Here is a 14,643-nt window from a genome sequence, read left to right as displayed (position 1 = left end):
GAACAGGGAGTTTCGCAGGATTCAAACGAAGGCCTCGCAGTCAATCATGCGGGAAGTTGCGCTGCGCGACTTTGGCCGGCTGGCTCGGCAACAGTCACAGAGAGGCGATGCCGCCCTGTCATGTCGATAACCCATTGTCCGAACCCCAGCTGTCCATGGCCTGACCAGTTGGGTGGATCAGGCCTCTACTCAGGGGAAATGCCTAGGCCGCCGTGGTTAATTTGGAGTTAGGAGCGAGGCATTCCGACGGGCTATGGGCAATGGGCACCCGACCACCGCTTTTTTCTATTAAAGCTATGATTTAAAATCAAATATCGCCGCCGGTCAGTCGCTGACAGATCAAATCGAGCTGATCCAGCGTTCGATAACGGATGGTAACGGCGCCGGACCGCGGATCGGCATCGGCCTTGATCTTGACCGGGAGGCCAAGGAATTCCTCGAGATGACCCTGTACCGCCGCGATGTCGGCATCCTTCATCGGGTCGCGCGAGCTACGCACGGTGGTGCCCGGTTTGGCAGGCGCCGAACCTTTGCGTACCCGCTTCTCGACCTCGCGCACCGACAGCTTCTGCGCGACCGCTTCGCGGGCAAGCGCGCCGGCTTCGTCATAGCCGATCAACGCCCGGGCATGGCCCATCGAGAGCGCTCCCTGCTCGACCAGCCGGATCACATCCTCCGGCAAAACGAGCAGTCGCTGCAGGTTCGCCACATGGCTGCGCGACTTGTCGACCAGCTTGGCGATCTCGGCCTGGCTCATCCCCTCGTCCTCGGACAGACGGTGGTAGGCCCGCGCCTCCTCGATCGGGTTGAGGTCCTCGCGCTGGATGTTCTCGATCAGCGCCAGGGCCATCACTTCGTGCTCATCCAGCTCGCGGATGATGGCGGGCATCTGGTGCAGCCGCGCCTTCTGCGCCGCACGCCAGCGGCGCTCGCCGGCGACAAGCTGGTAGGTGCCCTCACCCTTTGGCCGGACGATGATGGGCTGGATCACCCCGCGCGCTTCGATCGAGGCCGCGAGTTCGGCCAGAGCCTCTTCGTCGAAGTGCGTACGTGGCTGGCCCGGCAGCGGCGAGATCTTCGAGACCGGGATGGTAGCGAGCCCGTCTGCCGGCGCGGCAGTGGCAGGCGCATCGCCGGTTGCGGCAGATGCGGACGGTGTCACAAGGGGCTCCTCGCGGCGCATCTCGCCCATCAGCGCGCCGAGACCCCTGCCGAGGCGCTTCTTGGCATCGGCCGGGCGCGGCGCGGTGATGCGGATCGGATCGGTCGGGCGCTGGTCGCTCATGCGGCTTTCCTCTGTTCGGGCAGGCGGCCAATCAGCTCGCGCGCCAGCGCCATGTAGGCTCGGCTGCCGGCGCAGGAATGGTCATAGACCAGTGCCGGGAGACCGTGGCTCGGAGCCTCCGAGAGGCGCACGTTGCGCGGGATAACCGATTGAAAAACCAGCTCTCCCAGGCAATCGCGGACATCGTCAGCGACCTGGTCGGTCAGGCGGTTGCGGCGATCGAACATGGTTAGCGCCACCCCGATGATGCCGAGATCCGGGTTGAAACGCTGCTGCACCCGTTCGACCGTCTGGAGCAGCTGGCTGAGACCTTCGAGCGCAAAGAACTCGCACTGCAACGGAACCAGCAAGGTATCGGCAGCGCTCAGCGCGTTGAGCGTGAGCAGGCCAAGCGAAGGCGGGCAATCGATAAAGCAGACGTCATGATCCTTGTAGCCATCCAACGCCTGCCGCAGCCGGTCGGTACGGTCTTCGATCGACACCAGTTCGACTTCCGCCCCGCTGAGGTCCTGGGTGGCAGGAATGATGTCAAGCCCCGGGATGCTGCTCGCCACGGTGCACTCCCCTACCGGCAGACCATCGACGAGCAGGTCATAGCTCGAGGTGGTACGCTCTTCGGCGCGGACGCCCATGCCGGTCGAAGCATTGCCCTGCGGGTCGAGATCGATCAACAACGTCTTCCATCCGGTCGCCGCCATTGCGGTGGCGATGTTGATGGCAGTGGTGGTCTTGCCGACCCCGCCCTTCTGGTTGGCGATCGCGATGGTGATCATTTTGCGCTGCTTCCCTTCCCTTGGCCTTTAACGGTGCCGCGTCCGACCAGGATGGCCGCCTCGGGATCGGTGACCGATTGTTCCACGTGGAACAATTTCTGCCACTTTCCGCTCAGTCCCTGCAATTCTAGCGCGGCAGACCGCCCCTTGGGCAAGACCCAACAAGTGTCGGCGGTGGAAAACCTTGCGGACAAGCGCAGGAGTTTGTCGAGCGGGGCAAAGGCGCGTGCCGATATGACACGAGCTGGCGGGCCTTCGAGCACCTCCAGCCGCTTCCCCGCGACCGAACATCCGGACAGGAGGAGCCGGTCGATCATCGAATCGAGCCATTCGATGCGCCGCTTCCGCGATTCGACCAGCAGCACGCGCACTTCAGGGCACATCGCGGCGATCACCAGCCCCGGAAAGCCTGCGCCTGCACCCAAATCCATCCATAGCGCGCCCCCGAGTGTTCCACGTGGAACATGGTCGAGCAATTGCGCGCTGTCGGCGATATGGCGCTGCCAGACATGAGCAAGGGAGGCTGCCGAGACGAGGTTCTGGCGCTGGTTCTCCTCGCGTAGCGCGTCCACCAGCGTCCCGAGCCGCTCCATTGCCGAGGCATCGCAGCGTTCGGCCACGAAGGCGCGCGCTTGCTGTTCATCAGCGATCACGCCGCCTTCTGCCCGAACTTTCGGGCGTGGACCAAGACTGCGGCTAGGGCCGCGGGAGTCACGCCCGGTACGCGCCCTGCGGCAGCAAGTGTCTCGGGCCGCGCCTTGGAAAGTCGCTCTACCATCTCATTCGAAAGCCCCGGCACCTCGGCAAAGGGGAACCCGGGGTCAAGCATCACCGCCTCGTTGGCGCGCAGTTCGCGCAGTTCCGCCTCCTGTCGCGCCAGATAGGGGGCGTAGACGGCTTCTTCTTCGATCTCGCTGGCCAATTCTTCGTCGAGCGGTTGCTGTGGCAACAGCGGCGCAAGGGTGCCGAGATTGATGTCCGGAAAGCGGAGCCACTCACGCAACGTCATGCGTCCGGCATCGACCCGCACATTGTGGCCGAGCGCGTTGATTTCGTTCGCTGTCGCCGGTGTATCGAGCGCAGCTACGATTCCTTCGCGCCGCACCCGGCGCTCCTCGAACCATTGCCGCCGTGCCTCGCCGACGCAACCAAGTTCAAGCGCCAGCGGGGTCAGCCGCGTCGAGGCGTTGTTCGCACGCAGTCTCAGGCGGTACTCCGCGCGCGAGGTGAGCATCCGATAAGGCTCGGTCACGCCCTGCAACGTCAGGTCGTCGAGCATCACGGCCAGATAGCTGTTGGCACGGTCGAGCGCAGGCGCCGCCCTGCCCTGCACCGCACAGGCGGCGTGGATGCCGGCCACCAGCCCTTGTGCCGCTGCTTCTTCATACCCGGTGGTGCCGTTGATCTGCCCGGCGCAATAGAGCCCGCGTACGTCCTTCAGCTCAAGCCCGCTCGTAAGTGCACGCGGATCGATATGGTCGTACTCGACGGCATAACCCGGGACGACCAATTCCACGTGAGACAAGCCATCCATCGCCCGCAGCATGGCGAGCTGGACATCGGTTGGCAGCGAGGTGCTGATACCGTTGGGGTAAACCAGGTGCGTATCGAGACCCTCGGGCTCGAGGAAGACCTGGTGCCCATCGCGGTCGCCGAAGCGGTGGATCTTGTCTTCGATCGAAGGGCAATAGCGCGGCCCCGCCGCCCCGATCGCGCCCGAAAACAGCGGCGAGCGGTCGAGATTGGCGCGAATGATATCATGGGCCCGAGCATTGGTGCGGGTGATGGCGCAAAACACCTCGGGATTGGAGCGATGCGGCGTAAGCGCCGACATGGTCCAGCCTTCGCCGTCGGAAGGCTGCTCCTCCAGAGCGGCCCAGTCGATGGTGCGCCCGTCGAGGCGCGGCGGCGTGCCGGTCTTGAGCCGCGCCATGGGCAGTTCCAGCGCATACATCTGCTCCGCCAGGCGCGACGCGGCATTCTCCCCGATCCGGCCCCCGGTCAGCCGCTCCTCGCCGCGGAACAGCCGCCCGCCGAGGAAGGTGCCGGTGCAGAGGATCACCGCTTGGGCCTCAAGCGCCGAGCCATCGCCCAGTTCGATCCCCGCCGCTCTGTCTCCCGCGAAGCGCAGCGCCGCCACTTCCCCCGCAACCACTGTGAGATTGGGCTCGGCCGCCACAATCGCTTGCACCGCCGCCTTGAATAGCGCGCGATCGGCTTGCACCCGCGGCCCCCACACGGCGCTGCCCTTGGAGCGATTGAGCATGCGGTAATGGATGGCGGCGGCATCGGCGGCGCGGGCTATCACGCCGTCGAACGCATCGACCTCGCGCACCAGATGCCCCTTGCCCAGGCCGCCGATGGCCGGATTGCAGCTCATCGCGCCGATCTTTTCGGGCTCGAAACTGACCAGCGCGGTGCGCACACCCATCCGGGCAGCGACACAGGCCGCCTCGACGCCGGCATGTCCGCCGCCGACCACGATGATGTCGTACGAGTGCATGCGGCGCCCCATACAGATTAGCGCAGGCGAAAAACACCCTGTTTCGGCGGCCATGATTGTTTCACGTGGAACAGGCTGGCCGATGCTACTTGCCGATACAGAACCGCCCAAACAACGCGTCGAGCATATCCTCGGTGGTGGCTCGGCCGATCAGACGGTCGAACGCAAAGCGGGCGGTGCGCAGGCGTTCGGCGAGGACAAGCAGGTCGAGAGTGGGAGCGATCCCGCTAAGAGCAGCTTCAGCGTCTGCAAGCAGGGCGTGCTGCCGGGCGTTGACTGCCGCCTCGCCGGGCTTGGGGAGCAATTTCCGCGCCGCCTTGACCAGCCGGTCGATCAGGGCTGGCACGCCGTCCCCCGTCCTGGCGGACAGCCTGGCCAATGGATCACGCTTCGCTGCATGCGCCGGATCGTCGGCCATGGCCTCGATCTCCCAAGCCTTGGCCGGGCCTTCGCCCTCCGGCCCGAGCCAGAGCACGATATCGGCTTGCTCCAGCGCGGCGCGGGCACGATCGATGCCGATGGTCTCGATCGCATCCTCTGCGCCGTCATGCAGCCCCGCCGTGTCGACCAGGGTGAAGGGAATCCCAGCGAACGCGACCGGACGCTCGAGCACATCACGCGTCGTCCCGGCAACCGGCGAGGTAATAGCTGCCTCGCTTCGAAGCAAAACGTTGAAAAGTGTGGACTTTCCGGCATTCGGCGGGCCCGCGAGCACGACCCGAACCCCATCGCGCAACCGTTCGACCTTGGGGCGCGCCAGCCACAAGCCGATTTCATCCCTCAGAGCTTCCACTGCGATGAAGAAAGCGCCTTCCAGTCCCGTGACATCGTCCTCATCATCGAAATCGAGCGCTGCCTCGACCTGCGCGGCCAAACCGAGCACCCGCGAGCGCCAATCCTCGAACTGCGCAGAGAGCGTACCGCCCGCCACCGCTTGCAGCACTTGCCGCTGCAGCTCGGTCTCGGCGAACAGCAGGTCGGCAAGTCCCTCGGCCTGAGCCAGGTCCATCCGCCCGTTGGCGAAAGCCCGCCGGGTGAATTCGCCCGGTTCGGCACGGCGCAGTCCCGGAATTGCGAGCAAGGCGTTCTCCACTGCCGCGATCACTGCCCTGCCCCCATGACAATGGAGTTCGACGCAATCCTCGCCTGTCGCGTTGTTGGGACCGGGCAACCAAAGCGCCAGCGCCTCATCCAGCACCGCACCAGCGGCATTGCGCAAGATCCGTACGGCAGCGCGACGCGGTGCTGGCAGGCTTCCACCCAGCGCTTCGAGCGCCACACTTGCCCGTGGTCCGCTCACACGGATGATGCCGATGGCGGCCGGGGGCGCTCCGCTCGACAGCGCGACAATAGTCTCAGGGGACTGTTCCACGTGGAACCGGTGACTCAGTCGTCGTCCTTCTTGGCATTGCGCGCGGCGCTCGCGGCCATGCTGCCTTCGACGAAGTTCTGGAACATTTTCAGCCCGACCTGCCCCATCGGGGCCATGGCCTTGGCCATTTCCTGTAGTTGATCAGGGTTGGTCACGCCCTTCATCGCCTTGGCCATGGTGTCGACATAGACGCTGTTGGCCTTGCTGACGTCGGGCAGGCCCATGAATGTCCGCGCCTCTTCGGGCGTGCAGTCGATCTCGATATTCACCTTCATGGCCATTTCTCCCGCGAGTCGCGATTATGCGCCTGTCCTATTTGGGCCACGAATTGGATTTGCCAAGCGGCCTGTGCAAGCGATAGGCCTTGCCACAACGATTCATTGCCAGGAGAGCCCCCATGTCCGACTATGTCACTATCGCTTCGCATTATGGCGAGCACAGCTTCAAGGCCTACGTGGCACGGCCCTCCGGCGAGCCCAAGGCGGCAGTTGTCGTGATCCAGGAAATCTTCGGCGTGAACCCCGGGATTCGCCACAAGTGCGACCTGCTCGCAAAGCAAGGATATCTGGCAGTGGCGCCGGACCTGTTCTGGATGCTGGGCGACGATATCGAACTCGACCCCGACGTAGAGGCGCAACTCCAGCAAGCCTTTGATTACTTTGGCCGTTTTAATCCCGATGAAGGGATCAGGGACATCGAATCGACCATCAAGTGGGCGCGCCAGGAAACCGGCGGCAAGAAGGTTGGCGCGGTCGGCTACTGCCTCGGCGGCAAGCTCGCCTATATGACAGCGGCGCGCACCGATGCCGATGCCTCGGTCGGATATTACGCGGTCGGCGTGCCCGACATGCTGCGCGAGGCGCATGCCATCGCCAATCCGCTGATGCTGCACATCCCGACAGCCGACGGCTTCGTCGATGCCGAGGCGCAAAAGGCGATGCACGCGGGACTCGACGATCACCCCAAGGTAACGCTCTACGATTACGAAGGGCTCGACCACGGTTTCGCGACCCAGTTCGGTAACCGCCGCGACGAGGCTGGCGCACAACTGGCCGATTCGCGCACCGATGCATTCTTCGCCGAACATCTCGCCTGAGGGAGAAACAGCCATGAGCAGCCATGACGGTCTCGCCATCTGGCACGACTACATCGCCAACAGCCACGGCTCGCCCGAGGCGCTGGCCAGGATCCTCCATGACGATTGCGTGTTCCACTCCCCCGTCGTCCATACCCCGCAGCACGGCAAGGCGATCGTCATGGCCTATCTCACCGCAGCCGGAGGCACGCTGGGCCAGAGCAGTTTCAACTATGTCCGCGAAATGGCCGACGGGCCCCATGTGCTGCTCGAGTTCACTGCCGAGATGGACGGCATCCACGTCAACGGCATCGACCTGCTGACCTTCGACGAGGACGGCTTGATCACCGATTTCAAGGTCATGGTGCGGCCGCTCAAGGCCGTGAACAAAGTCTGGGAGCAGATGGCGGCGATGCTGCAGCGAATGCAGCCGGACTAGCCGGGTTTGGAAGCATGTCCCGCGGTTGCCATAAAGGATTGCGCCTGCCTGCAAACCTCGGGACTCACATTCGCGCGCCGCAGCATATCGACGAACGCGTCTAAATCGCCGCCGCTGAGCGAAACCCGCTCCATTCGCCATTTGGGGAAGCTTCGGTCAGCTATCTCGCCTCGCGAGAGGATCTCCAGCCTGCAATGCCGCGTATCGTCGGCCAGATCTTCGAGCAGTGCGTCCAGGGCCGCTGCTTCCCCTTCGATCAACTGCAAAAAATGGTTGCGCGTGTGGACAAGGAATCCGGTAATCCCGCGAGCGCCGTTGTTGCGCGCCGAAGTCGCGATAATGCGAAAAATCTCTTCCGAAGCTATAGGCTCGCTTGCTTCGGAGCTATAAAGCAATTGCTGCATCGGTCTGCTCCTAAAGCTTTGTCCTACCGACATAAAGTAAAGCGATACTGAATCGCACGGCATCAAATTGTGTCGGCTTCAGTCAGCCCGAGCGTAACAGCGCTTCGAACCAGTCGATCCGCCCGCCAAGATCCGTCAGCGGCAGCGTGATCGGGCGATAGCCAAAATCGCGCCATGCCCGAAGATTTTGCCGGTCGCTCTCCAGCGCCTCGTCCCAACGCTGAATACGCTCCGCATCGGGGCGATAGATCGCCTTCCATGCTGGCGCATGAAGCACCGGGGCGTCGAAGCGCAATTCGCGGCAGGCGAGAGTCAGTTTCTCGGGCACAGCTTGGCCGCCGATGCGCAGGAAGGCCACGATGTCGCACAGGCCGCGGTCGAAGATTACCGTTTCCCCCGGCTCGACTGTATTGAACGCGTCGCGCCCGGCCGCGAGCATGGCCATGGCAAAACCCAGCGGATCGTTCGCGCGCAGCTCCATTCCGCCGGGCTGCTGCAGGATTATCCTGGCGCTTTCGGGAACGACGCGCCAGCCGCGGCACGCGAGGGCTGAAACGAGCGAGGACTTGCCCGCCCCCGGCGCACCCATGATGGCGATGCGGCGGGGCGCGAGCGGTTCCATGCTACTGGTTCATCGTGTCGAAGAAGTCTTCGTTGGTCTTCGAATCCTTCATCTTGTCGAGAAGGAATTCCATCGCATCGACGGTACCCATCTGCATGAGAATCCGGCGCAGGACCCACATCTTGGAAAGCTTGTCCTTCTCGACCAGCAGCTCTTCCTTGCGGGTACCGCTCTTGCCGACGTCGAGCGCGGGGAAGATGCGCTTGTCGGCAACCTTGCGGTCGAGCACGATCTCAGAGTTGCCGGTGCCCTTGAACTCTTCGAAGATCACCTCGTCCATCCGGCTGCCGGTATCGATCAGCGCAGTGGCGATGATCGAGAGCGAGCCGCCTTCCTCGATATTGCGCGCCGCGCCGAAGAAACGCTTGGGCCGCTGGAGGGCATTGGCGTCGACACCGCCGGTGAGGACCTTGCCCGAGCTCGGGACGACGGTGTTGTAGGCCCGGCCGAGGCGGGTGATCGAATCGAGCAGGATCACCACGTCGCGCTTGTGCTCGACCAGGCGCTTGGCCTTCTCGATCACCATTTCGGCGACCTGGACGTGGCGCTGGGCCGGTTCGTCGAAGGTCGAGGAGATGACCTCGCCCTTCACGCTGCGCTGCATGTCGGTGACTTCCTCGGGCCGCTCGTCAACCAGCAGCACCAGCAGGAACACTTCCGGATGGTTGTCGGTGATCGCCTTGGCGATGTTCTGCAGCAGCACGGTCTTGCCGGTCCGCGGCGGGGCGACGATTAGTGCGCGCTGGCCCTTGCCCTGCGGACTGATGATGTCGATCACGCGGGCCGACTTGTCCTTCACCGTCGGATCGACCGTGTCGAGGATCAGCTTCTCGTCCGGATAGAGCGGCGTGAGGTTGTCGAAATTGGTCCGCATGCGGACCGCATCGGGATCGTCGAAATTGACCGCCTTGAGGCTGGTCAGCGCGAAATAGCGTTCGCCTTCCTTGGGCGCACGGATCTCGCCTTCGACGGTGTCGCCGGTGCGCAGGCCCCATTTGCGGACCTGGTTGGGTGAAACATAGATATCGTCGGGCCCGGCAAGGTAGTTCGCCTCGGGGCTGCGCAGGAAGCCGAAGCCGTCCTGCAGCACTTCGATGGTGCCGATGCCCATGATCTTCTCGTCATATTCTTCGTCTTCGGCGAGTTCGCGCAGGATGCTGAACAGCAGGTCCTGCCGGCGCATGGTCGACGCGCCTTCGACACCGAGTTCCTCGGCCATGGAGACGAGCTCGGCCGGGGTTTTCGCTTTGAGGTCTCTGAGATGCATTGTGTCTTGTTCCGTGAGGGAATGAGAGAGATTGGCCGGCCGGTCTCATCGGGCTTTGGGAAAGCGAGACGGGGCAGACGCACTATGGACGTGGCATACCCGGGCCAGTGAGTTTGCAGATACGATTGCCGCCGAAGCGCGTCAATCGCCGATTGGTTCGGTTGACCCGCCGTCTAGAACGGCTTCACGATCACCAGGATGACCACCACGATAGCAATGATCGCAGGCACTTCGTTGAGTAGGCGCAGCTGTTTCTCGGCCAGTGGACGCTCGCCGCGGGCCATTTTCTTGGCGATGGCGCTCATCCAGCCGTGATAGCCGCTCAGGATCAGCACCAGCAGCAACTTGGCATGGAACCAGCCTTGCGAAAAAGCCCCGATGCTGACCGCCAGTGCCAGCCCTAGCACCCAGACGAGGATGATGCTGGGAATGAGGATGACCTTGGACAGCGTCCCGGTCCGTTCCGCCCACAGCGCTTCTTCATCCGAACCCGGCACACTGGTATGCATATAGACCATCTGCCGCGGCAGGATGAACAGCCCCGCCATCCAGAAGATCATGAAGATCACATGGCCGGCCTTGAGCCAGTAATAGGTCATCGCGAGAAATTCCTGCATGACGCTGCCTTAGCCTGAAAGCGCTAACCCTGCCAATTGCGGACTGCCGCAACCAGCTGCTCGACATGGGCGATGGGCGTGTGACGATCGATCCCGTGGCCGAGATTGAACACATGCGGCCGGCCCTTGAGGCTCTCGAGGATGACGTGCGCCCGGCGGGTCAGTTGCTCCCCGCCCGCAAGGATCAGCAAGGGATCGAGATTGCCCTGCACCGGCATCCCTTCGGGCAGCACGCTGTCGGCCCAGACCGGATCGATCGTTTCGTCGAGCGCCATGGCATCGACCCCGGTTTCCGCGGCATAGGCGGGCAATTTCGCCCCTGCCCCCTTGGGAAAGCCGATGATCGGCGTATCGGGCCGCGCCGCCTTGAGCGCGGCAACGATTTTCGCGTTGGGCGCAACCACCCATTTCTCGAACTGGTCGGGCGCCAGACTCCCGGCCCAGCTGTCGAACAGCTGTACGCCTTCGGCCCCGGCATCGATCTGACCGATGAGATATTCGATCGTCACGTCGACGATGGCATCGACAATCGCCTGCAGCTTGCCCGGATCGGCATAGGCCATGCTGCGGGCGGCCTGCTGATCGCGGCTGCCCTCGCCCGCCACCATATAGGTCGCAACCGTCCAGGGGCTGCCGGCAAAGCCCAGCAGCGTGGTTTCATCGCCCAGCGCGGCGCGGCACAGGCGCACGGTCTCATAGACCGGATCGAGATGGTGCTTGGCGCTCACCAGAGCTTCCAGCTCGCTGTCTTCCAGCTTCGGCGACAGATGCGGACCTTCCCCGACGAGAAATTGCAGGTTCTGGCCCATCGCATGCGGCACGATCAGGATGTCGGAGAACAGGATCGCCCCGTCGAATCCGAACCGCCGGATCGGCTGGAGCGTGATCTCGCAGGCCGCCGGGCTGTCATAGACCAGTTCGAGGAAGCCGCCCTTCTCCGCCCGCAGCTCGCGGTATTCGGGCAGGTACCGCCCTGCCTGCCGCATGAGCCAGAGCGGGGTGCGCGGACCGCGCTTGCCGCGCAAAGTGTCGAGAAGAAGGCCAGGCATCGGGTCTAGAATCCAATCAAAAATGATATTTATAATAGGATGATGGAGTCAGTTGGCCCTGTGGATATCGGGCATAAGCCATGCCTGCCCGATTTCTCCCGACCGTGCCACCCCCAAACAACGCCGCGACTCTGCACATTCCGTGAGTCAAAGCAAACTTCTCCCCACTATCCCCAGCCTGCGCAAAACCAGCTGAGCCTGTCGGCATCCCGGCTGGCGGAATCGCGGACAGCGGGGGTGGAATCCTCTCCGCTGCTTGTCCGCCAATCCATCCCGTGGTTTATGCTGGGGCTTCTCCACAGCTGGAATTTCCGTTCACCATGAAGCGTATCCACCTCCATCTTCTCTCGGACTCGACCGGCGAGACGCTGGAGATGATCGCCAAGGCGGCGCTGGCACAATTCGAGAACGCGGACGTCGTGCGCCATTTCTGGCCGATGGTCCGTTCGCGCCAGCATCTGGAGCGGATCATCCCCGAACTCAGTGCCAATCCGGGATTGGTGTTGTTCACGCTGGTCAATGCGGAAACGCGGGCCGCGCTGCGCGAGCATTGCAACCAGTTGTCGCTGCCGGCGGTCGATGCTCTCGACGAGGTTACCGCCGCACTGGAAGTCCAGTTGGGGCAAGAGGCACATGGCCGCCCCGGCCGCCAGCATCGCATGGACGAAGCCTATTTCAAGCGCGTCGAAGCGATCCAGTACACCATCGCCCATGACGACGGAGTCGGCTGGGAAAACTGGGAAGAGGCGGACATCGTCCTTGCCGGCGTGTCCCGTTCGTCAAAGACGCCGACCAGCATCTATCTCGCCAATCGCGGCTACAAGGTGGCCAATATCCCGCTGGTGATCGAAAGCCCGCCGCCGCCCAAGCTTTACCAGCTCAGGAATCCGCTGGTCGTCGGGCTGACGACCGCTCCCGAGAGGCTGGTGCAGATCCGCCGCAACCGGCTGCTGACGCTGAACGAGCAGGCCGAGACCTCCTATGTCGAGAAAGACCGGGTATCCGAGGAAGTGAAATTCGCCCGCCGCATGTTCGCCGACAACAACTGGCCGGTGATCGATGTGACGCGCCGTTCGATCGAGGAAACCGCTGCCGCCATCATCCGGCTGCACAACGACCGCCACGTCGACAGCAAGCCGGAGGAGCGGCCGATATGACCCTTCGACAAAGCTCAGGACGGGCCCTGATCCTTGCTTCCAAGAGTGCTTCGCGCCGGGCCATGCTCGGAGCGGCGGGCGTGGATTTCGAGATCCGTGCCGCCGAGATCGACGAACGTGCGCTCGAAGCAGCAATGGAAGAGGCAGAACCCGGGGAGATCGCGCAGGCGCTGGCGGCGGCCAAGGCCGTGGCGGTCTCCGCGGCCGATCCGCACCGGCTGGTGCTCGGCAGCGACAGTCTGGTGGAGGTCGACGGGCGCCGCTTCGACAAGCCGGCCAGCCGCGAACAGGCGGCCGAGCATTTGCGGTTTTTCTCCGGCAAGGCGATGCGGCTGCACAGCGCCGCGGCGCTGGCCGTCGATGGCCGGATCACCTGGATCGATCACGGGCTGGCGGTGCTGCATGTGCGCGAGCTCTCGGACAGCTTCATCGAAAGCTATCTCGATGCCGAATGGCCCGAGGTCGCAGCTTGTGTCGGCGTGTTCCGGATCGAGGCGCGCGGGGTGCAGTTGTTCGAGCGCATCATCGGCGACCAGTTCACCGTGCTCGGCATGCCGCTGCTGGCGGTGCTGGAGGCGTTGCGCGAACGCGGTGTGCTCGAGGCATGAGCAAGCCCCCAGGAAGACCATATGCCGAAGTGATCGGCGATCCGATTGCGCAGTCGAAGTCGCCCGTGATTCACGGGTTCTGGATCGACCAGCTCGGGCTCCATGCCGATTACCGGGCCTGTCATGTCAGCCCAGCGGAACTGGAGGATTATCTCACCCAGCGACGGGGAGACGCACAGTGGCGCGGCTGCAATGTCACGATGCCGCACAAGCAGGCGATCATTCCCTTGCTCGACCGGCTCGATCCGCTCGCGTCGCGGGTCGGGGCGGTAAACACTGTGGTGCGAGGCGATAATGGCTCGCTGAAGGGCTATAACACCGATGTCGGCGGATTCCTCGAGCCATTGCGGGACCGGCTAAAGGAACCGCACCTCTACCGCATGGCGCGCATTCTCGGCACGGGCGGAGCGGCGCGGGCGATCGTAACGGGGTTGGCGGGCGAGGGCTTCACGCTGGTGCTCGCCGGGCGCGATCCGGCCAAGGCGCGGACCTTGCTCGACGAGCTTGCGCCCGGCGGCGACCATCACACCCCGCGGCTCGATCATTTCGCCGCGCCGACCGATTTCGACTTCGATGACCGCGAAGGCTTGCTTGACCTGGTCGTCAACGCTTCGCCGCTGGGCATGGCGGGGCAGGAGCCGCTGGCCTTCGACCTGTCGCATGCCCCGCCGGGAGCGATTGTCTATGACATCGTGACGTCACCTGCCAGAACGCCCCTGCTCGAAGGCGCCGAAGCGGCTGGCTTCGGGACGATCGACGGCCTCTCGATGCTGATCGGCCAGGCAGCCGAAGCCTTCCAGAAATTCTTCGGCGTCGCCCCGCCGCGCGACCACGACGCGGCACTGCGTGAAAGGCTGCTGGCATGAAAAGGCCCCTTATCATCGGGCTCACCGGCTCGATCGGCATGGGCAAGTCGACCGTCGCCGCCATGTTCGAGGCGGCCGGCGTGCCGGTGTTCGACGCCGATGCCGAAGTGCGCGGGATGCAGGGGCCGGAAGGCGAGCTGATCGATGCGATCGAGGCCGCCTTCCCGGGATCGACCGGGCCGGACGGCGTGAAGCGCGAAGCGCTCGGCGCGCAGGTCTTTGCCGACAAGGCAGCGCTCGCGCGGCTCGAAGCTTTGATCCATCCCGCCGTCGGCCAGAAGCGCGCGCAATTTCTGGCCGAGAATGCCGACAGGCCGATGGTGGTGTTCGATATTCCGCTCTTGTTCGAAAAGGGCGGGCATGAAGCGGTTGATACCGTGGTGGTCGTCTCCGCCCCGGCGGAGGATCAGCGGCGGCGAGTGCTCGCCCGCCCGGGCATGACCGAGCAGAAATTTGAGCATATCCTGTCGCTGCAAGTGCCCGATGCGGACAAACGCGCCCGTGCCGACCACGTCATCGACACCGGACGCACGCTGGAGGAAACGGGCGCCGAGGTGGCCGCGCTGATCGATCTGCTTGCACGGCCGGCAGGTTAATCCACCCCTT

17 protein-coding genes are annotated in these 14,643 nt (G+C 63.9%); 6 read left to right on the top strand and 11 right to left on the bottom strand.

Features of this window, described 5'->3' with window-relative positions; all coding sequences use genetic code 11:
- Window positions 1-307: 307 nt before the first annotated feature.
- The 6 genes from LY632_RS02660 to LY632_RS02635 form a co-directional block, all read right to left on the bottom strand.
- Window positions 308-1,285: a ParB/RepB/Spo0J family partition protein gene (locus tag LY632_RS02660; RefSeq protein WP_234092267.1), complete on the bottom strand. Its 978-nt coding sequence runs from the start codon at window positions 1,283-1,285 to the stop codon at window positions 308-310.
- On the bottom strand, window positions 1,282-2,058 hold the full coding sequence (locus LY632_RS02655) for a ParA family protein (protein WP_234092266.1): 777 nt from the start codon (window positions 2,056-2,058) through the stop codon (window positions 1,282-1,284). Before LY632_RS02655 ends, LY632_RS02660 begins: the two co-directional genes overlap by 4 nt.
- On the bottom strand, window positions 2,055-2,711 hold the full coding sequence (gene rsmG / locus LY632_RS02650; RefSeq protein ID WP_234092265.1) for a 16S rRNA (guanine(527)-N(7))-methyltransferase RsmG: 657 nt from the start codon (window positions 2,709-2,711) through the stop codon (window positions 2,055-2,057). The genes LY632_RS02655 and rsmG overlap by 4 nt, the downstream gene beginning before the upstream one ends.
- On the bottom strand, window positions 2,708-4,561 hold the full coding sequence (mnmG, locus tag LY632_RS02645) for a tRNA uridine-5-carboxymethylaminomethyl(34) synthesis enzyme MnmG (RefSeq protein ID WP_234092264.1): 1,854 nt from the start codon (window positions 4,559-4,561) through the stop codon (window positions 2,708-2,710). The genes rsmG and mnmG overlap by 4 nt, the downstream gene beginning before the upstream one ends.
- A gap of 85 nt (window positions 4,562-4,646) precedes the next feature.
- Entirely contained in the window at window positions 4,647-5,933 is a 1,287-nt protein-coding gene (gene mnmE, locus LY632_RS02640) for a tRNA uridine-5-carboxymethylaminomethyl(34) synthesis GTPase MnmE (protein ID WP_234092263.1), read from the bottom strand.
- A 14-nt stretch (window positions 5,934-5,947) separates the two neighbouring features.
- A complete protein-coding gene (locus LY632_RS02635) occupies window positions 5,948-6,208 on the bottom strand; it encodes a DUF6489 family protein (protein WP_234092262.1) in 261 nt (86 codons plus the stop codon).
- Window positions 6,209-6,330: 122 nt separating this feature from the next.
- On the opposite strand from LY632_RS02635, the gene LY632_RS02630 reads away from it, so the two are divergent.
- A complete protein-coding gene (locus tag LY632_RS02630) occupies window positions 6,331-7,029 on the top strand; it encodes a dienelactone hydrolase family protein (RefSeq protein ID WP_234092261.1) in 699 nt (232 codons plus the stop codon).
- 13 nt (window positions 7,030-7,042) lie between these two features.
- Entirely contained in the window at window positions 7,043-7,447 is a 405-nt protein-coding gene (locus tag LY632_RS02625) for a nuclear transport factor 2 family protein (RefSeq protein WP_234092260.1), read from the top strand.
- Here the strand turns inward: LY632_RS02625 and LY632_RS02620 are convergent.
- From LY632_RS02620 to hemE, 5 genes are all read right to left on the bottom strand, one after another.
- Entirely contained in the window at window positions 7,444-7,851 is a 408-nt protein-coding gene (locus LY632_RS02620; protein ID WP_234092259.1) for a BLUF domain-containing protein, read from the bottom strand. The two genes, LY632_RS02625 and LY632_RS02620, sit on opposite strands and share 4 nt — an antisense overlap.
- Before the next feature lie 82 nt (window positions 7,852-7,933).
- A complete protein-coding gene (locus LY632_RS02615) occupies window positions 7,934-8,473 on the bottom strand; it encodes an AAA family ATPase (protein ID WP_234092258.1) in 540 nt (179 codons plus the stop codon).
- A gap of 1 nt (window position 8,474) precedes the next feature.
- Complete coding sequence (gene rho, locus LY632_RS02610) at window positions 8,475-9,740, bottom strand: transcription termination factor Rho (protein WP_234092257.1); 1,266 nt, start codon at window positions 9,738-9,740, stop codon at window positions 8,475-8,477.
- 173 nt (window positions 9,741-9,913) lie between these two features.
- Complete coding sequence (locus LY632_RS02605; protein WP_234092256.1) at window positions 9,914-10,357, bottom strand: CopD family protein; 444 nt, start codon at window positions 10,355-10,357, stop codon at window positions 9,914-9,916.
- 23 nt (window positions 10,358-10,380) lie between these two features.
- Entirely contained in the window at window positions 10,381-11,406 is a 1,026-nt protein-coding gene (gene hemE, locus LY632_RS02600; RefSeq protein WP_234092255.1) for a uroporphyrinogen decarboxylase, read from the bottom strand.
- Window positions 11,407-11,726: 320 nt separating this feature from the next.
- Between hemE and LY632_RS02595 the strand changes: the two genes are divergently transcribed.
- The 4 genes from LY632_RS02595 to coaE are packed head-to-tail and all read left to right on the top strand — an operon-like array spanning window position 11,727 to window position 14,633.
- Window positions 11,727-12,563: a pyruvate, water dikinase regulatory protein gene (locus LY632_RS02595; RefSeq protein WP_234092254.1), complete on the top strand. Its 837-nt coding sequence runs from the start codon at window positions 11,727-11,729 to the stop codon at window positions 12,561-12,563.
- Window positions 12,560-13,171, top strand: a complete 612-nt coding sequence (locus tag LY632_RS02590) for a nucleoside triphosphate pyrophosphatase (RefSeq protein WP_234092253.1) — start codon at window positions 12,560-12,562, stop codon at window positions 13,169-13,171. The genes LY632_RS02595 and LY632_RS02590 overlap by 4 nt, the downstream gene beginning before the upstream one ends.
- Window positions 13,168-14,037, top strand: coding sequence for a shikimate dehydrogenase (locus LY632_RS02585; RefSeq protein ID WP_234092252.1), 870 nt, complete (start codon window positions 13,168-13,170; stop codon window positions 14,035-14,037). Before LY632_RS02590 ends, LY632_RS02585 begins: the two co-directional genes overlap by 4 nt.
- On the top strand, window positions 14,034-14,633 hold the full coding sequence (gene coaE, locus LY632_RS02580) for a dephospho-CoA kinase (protein ID WP_234092251.1): 600 nt from the start codon (window positions 14,034-14,036) through the stop codon (window positions 14,631-14,633). The genes LY632_RS02585 and coaE overlap by 4 nt, the downstream gene beginning before the upstream one ends.
- Window positions 14,634-14,643: the final 10 nt, after the last annotated feature.

The organism is Erythrobacter sp. SDW2 (genome assembly GCF_021431965.1).
In the GTDB taxonomy this organism is placed as follows: Bacteria; Pseudomonadota; Alphaproteobacteria; order Sphingomonadales; family Sphingomonadaceae; genus Parerythrobacter.
The sequence above is the reverse complement of the archived record's forward strand: the minus strand, read 5'-3'. Positions and strand labels throughout refer to the sequence as shown.

What these genes read in the sequence shown, in the direction of transcription:
- LY632_RS02590 (WP_234092253.1), top strand. Translation starts at nt 12,560, where the DNA reads ATGACCCTTCGACAAAGCTCAGGACGGGCCCTGATCCTTGCTTCCAAG.
- LY632_RS02615 (WP_234092258.1), bottom strand. Translation starts at nt 8,473, where the DNA reads ATGGAACCGCTCGCGCCCCGCCGCATCGCCATCATGGGTGCGCCGGGG.
- LY632_RS02660 (WP_234092267.1), bottom strand. Translation starts at nt 1,285, where the DNA reads ATGAGCGACCAGCGCCCGACCGATCCGATCCGCATCACCGCGCCGCGC.
- LY632_RS02625 (WP_234092260.1), top strand. Translation starts at nt 7,043, where the DNA reads ATGAGCAGCCATGACGGTCTCGCCATCTGGCACGACTACATCGCCAAC.
- LY632_RS02595 (WP_234092254.1), top strand. Translation starts at nt 11,727, where the DNA reads ATGAAGCGTATCCACCTCCATCTTCTCTCGGACTCGACCGGCGAGACG.
- LY632_RS02605 (WP_234092256.1), bottom strand. Translation starts at nt 10,357, where the DNA reads ATGCAGGAATTTCTCGCGATGACCTATTACTGGCTCAAGGCCGGCCAT.
- LY632_RS02620 (WP_234092259.1), bottom strand. Translation starts at nt 7,851, where the DNA reads ATGCAGCAATTGCTTTATAGCTCCGAAGCAAGCGAGCCTATAGCTTCG.
- mnmG (WP_234092264.1), bottom strand. Translation starts at nt 4,561, where the DNA reads ATGCACTCGTACGACATCATCGTGGTCGGCGGCGGACATGCCGGCGTC.
- LY632_RS02635 (WP_234092262.1), bottom strand. Translation starts at nt 6,208, where the DNA reads ATGAAGGTGAATATCGAGATCGACTGCACGCCCGAAGAGGCGCGGACA.
- LY632_RS02655 (WP_234092266.1), bottom strand. Translation starts at nt 2,058, where the DNA reads ATGATCACCATCGCGATCGCCAACCAGAAGGGCGGGGTCGGCAAGACC.
- LY632_RS02630 (WP_234092261.1), top strand. Translation starts at nt 6,331, where the DNA reads ATGTCCGACTATGTCACTATCGCTTCGCATTATGGCGAGCACAGCTTC.
- LY632_RS02585 (WP_234092252.1), top strand. Translation starts at nt 13,168, where the DNA reads ATGAGCAAGCCCCCAGGAAGACCATATGCCGAAGTGATCGGCGATCCG.
- coaE (WP_234092251.1), top strand. Translation starts at nt 14,034, where the DNA reads ATGAAAAGGCCCCTTATCATCGGGCTCACCGGCTCGATCGGCATGGGC.
- rho (WP_234092257.1), bottom strand. Translation starts at nt 9,740, where the DNA reads ATGCATCTCAGAGACCTCAAAGCGAAAACCCCGGCCGAGCTCGTCTCC.
- hemE (WP_234092255.1), bottom strand. Translation starts at nt 11,406, where the DNA reads ATGCCTGGCCTTCTTCTCGACACTTTGCGCGGCAAGCGCGGTCCGCGC.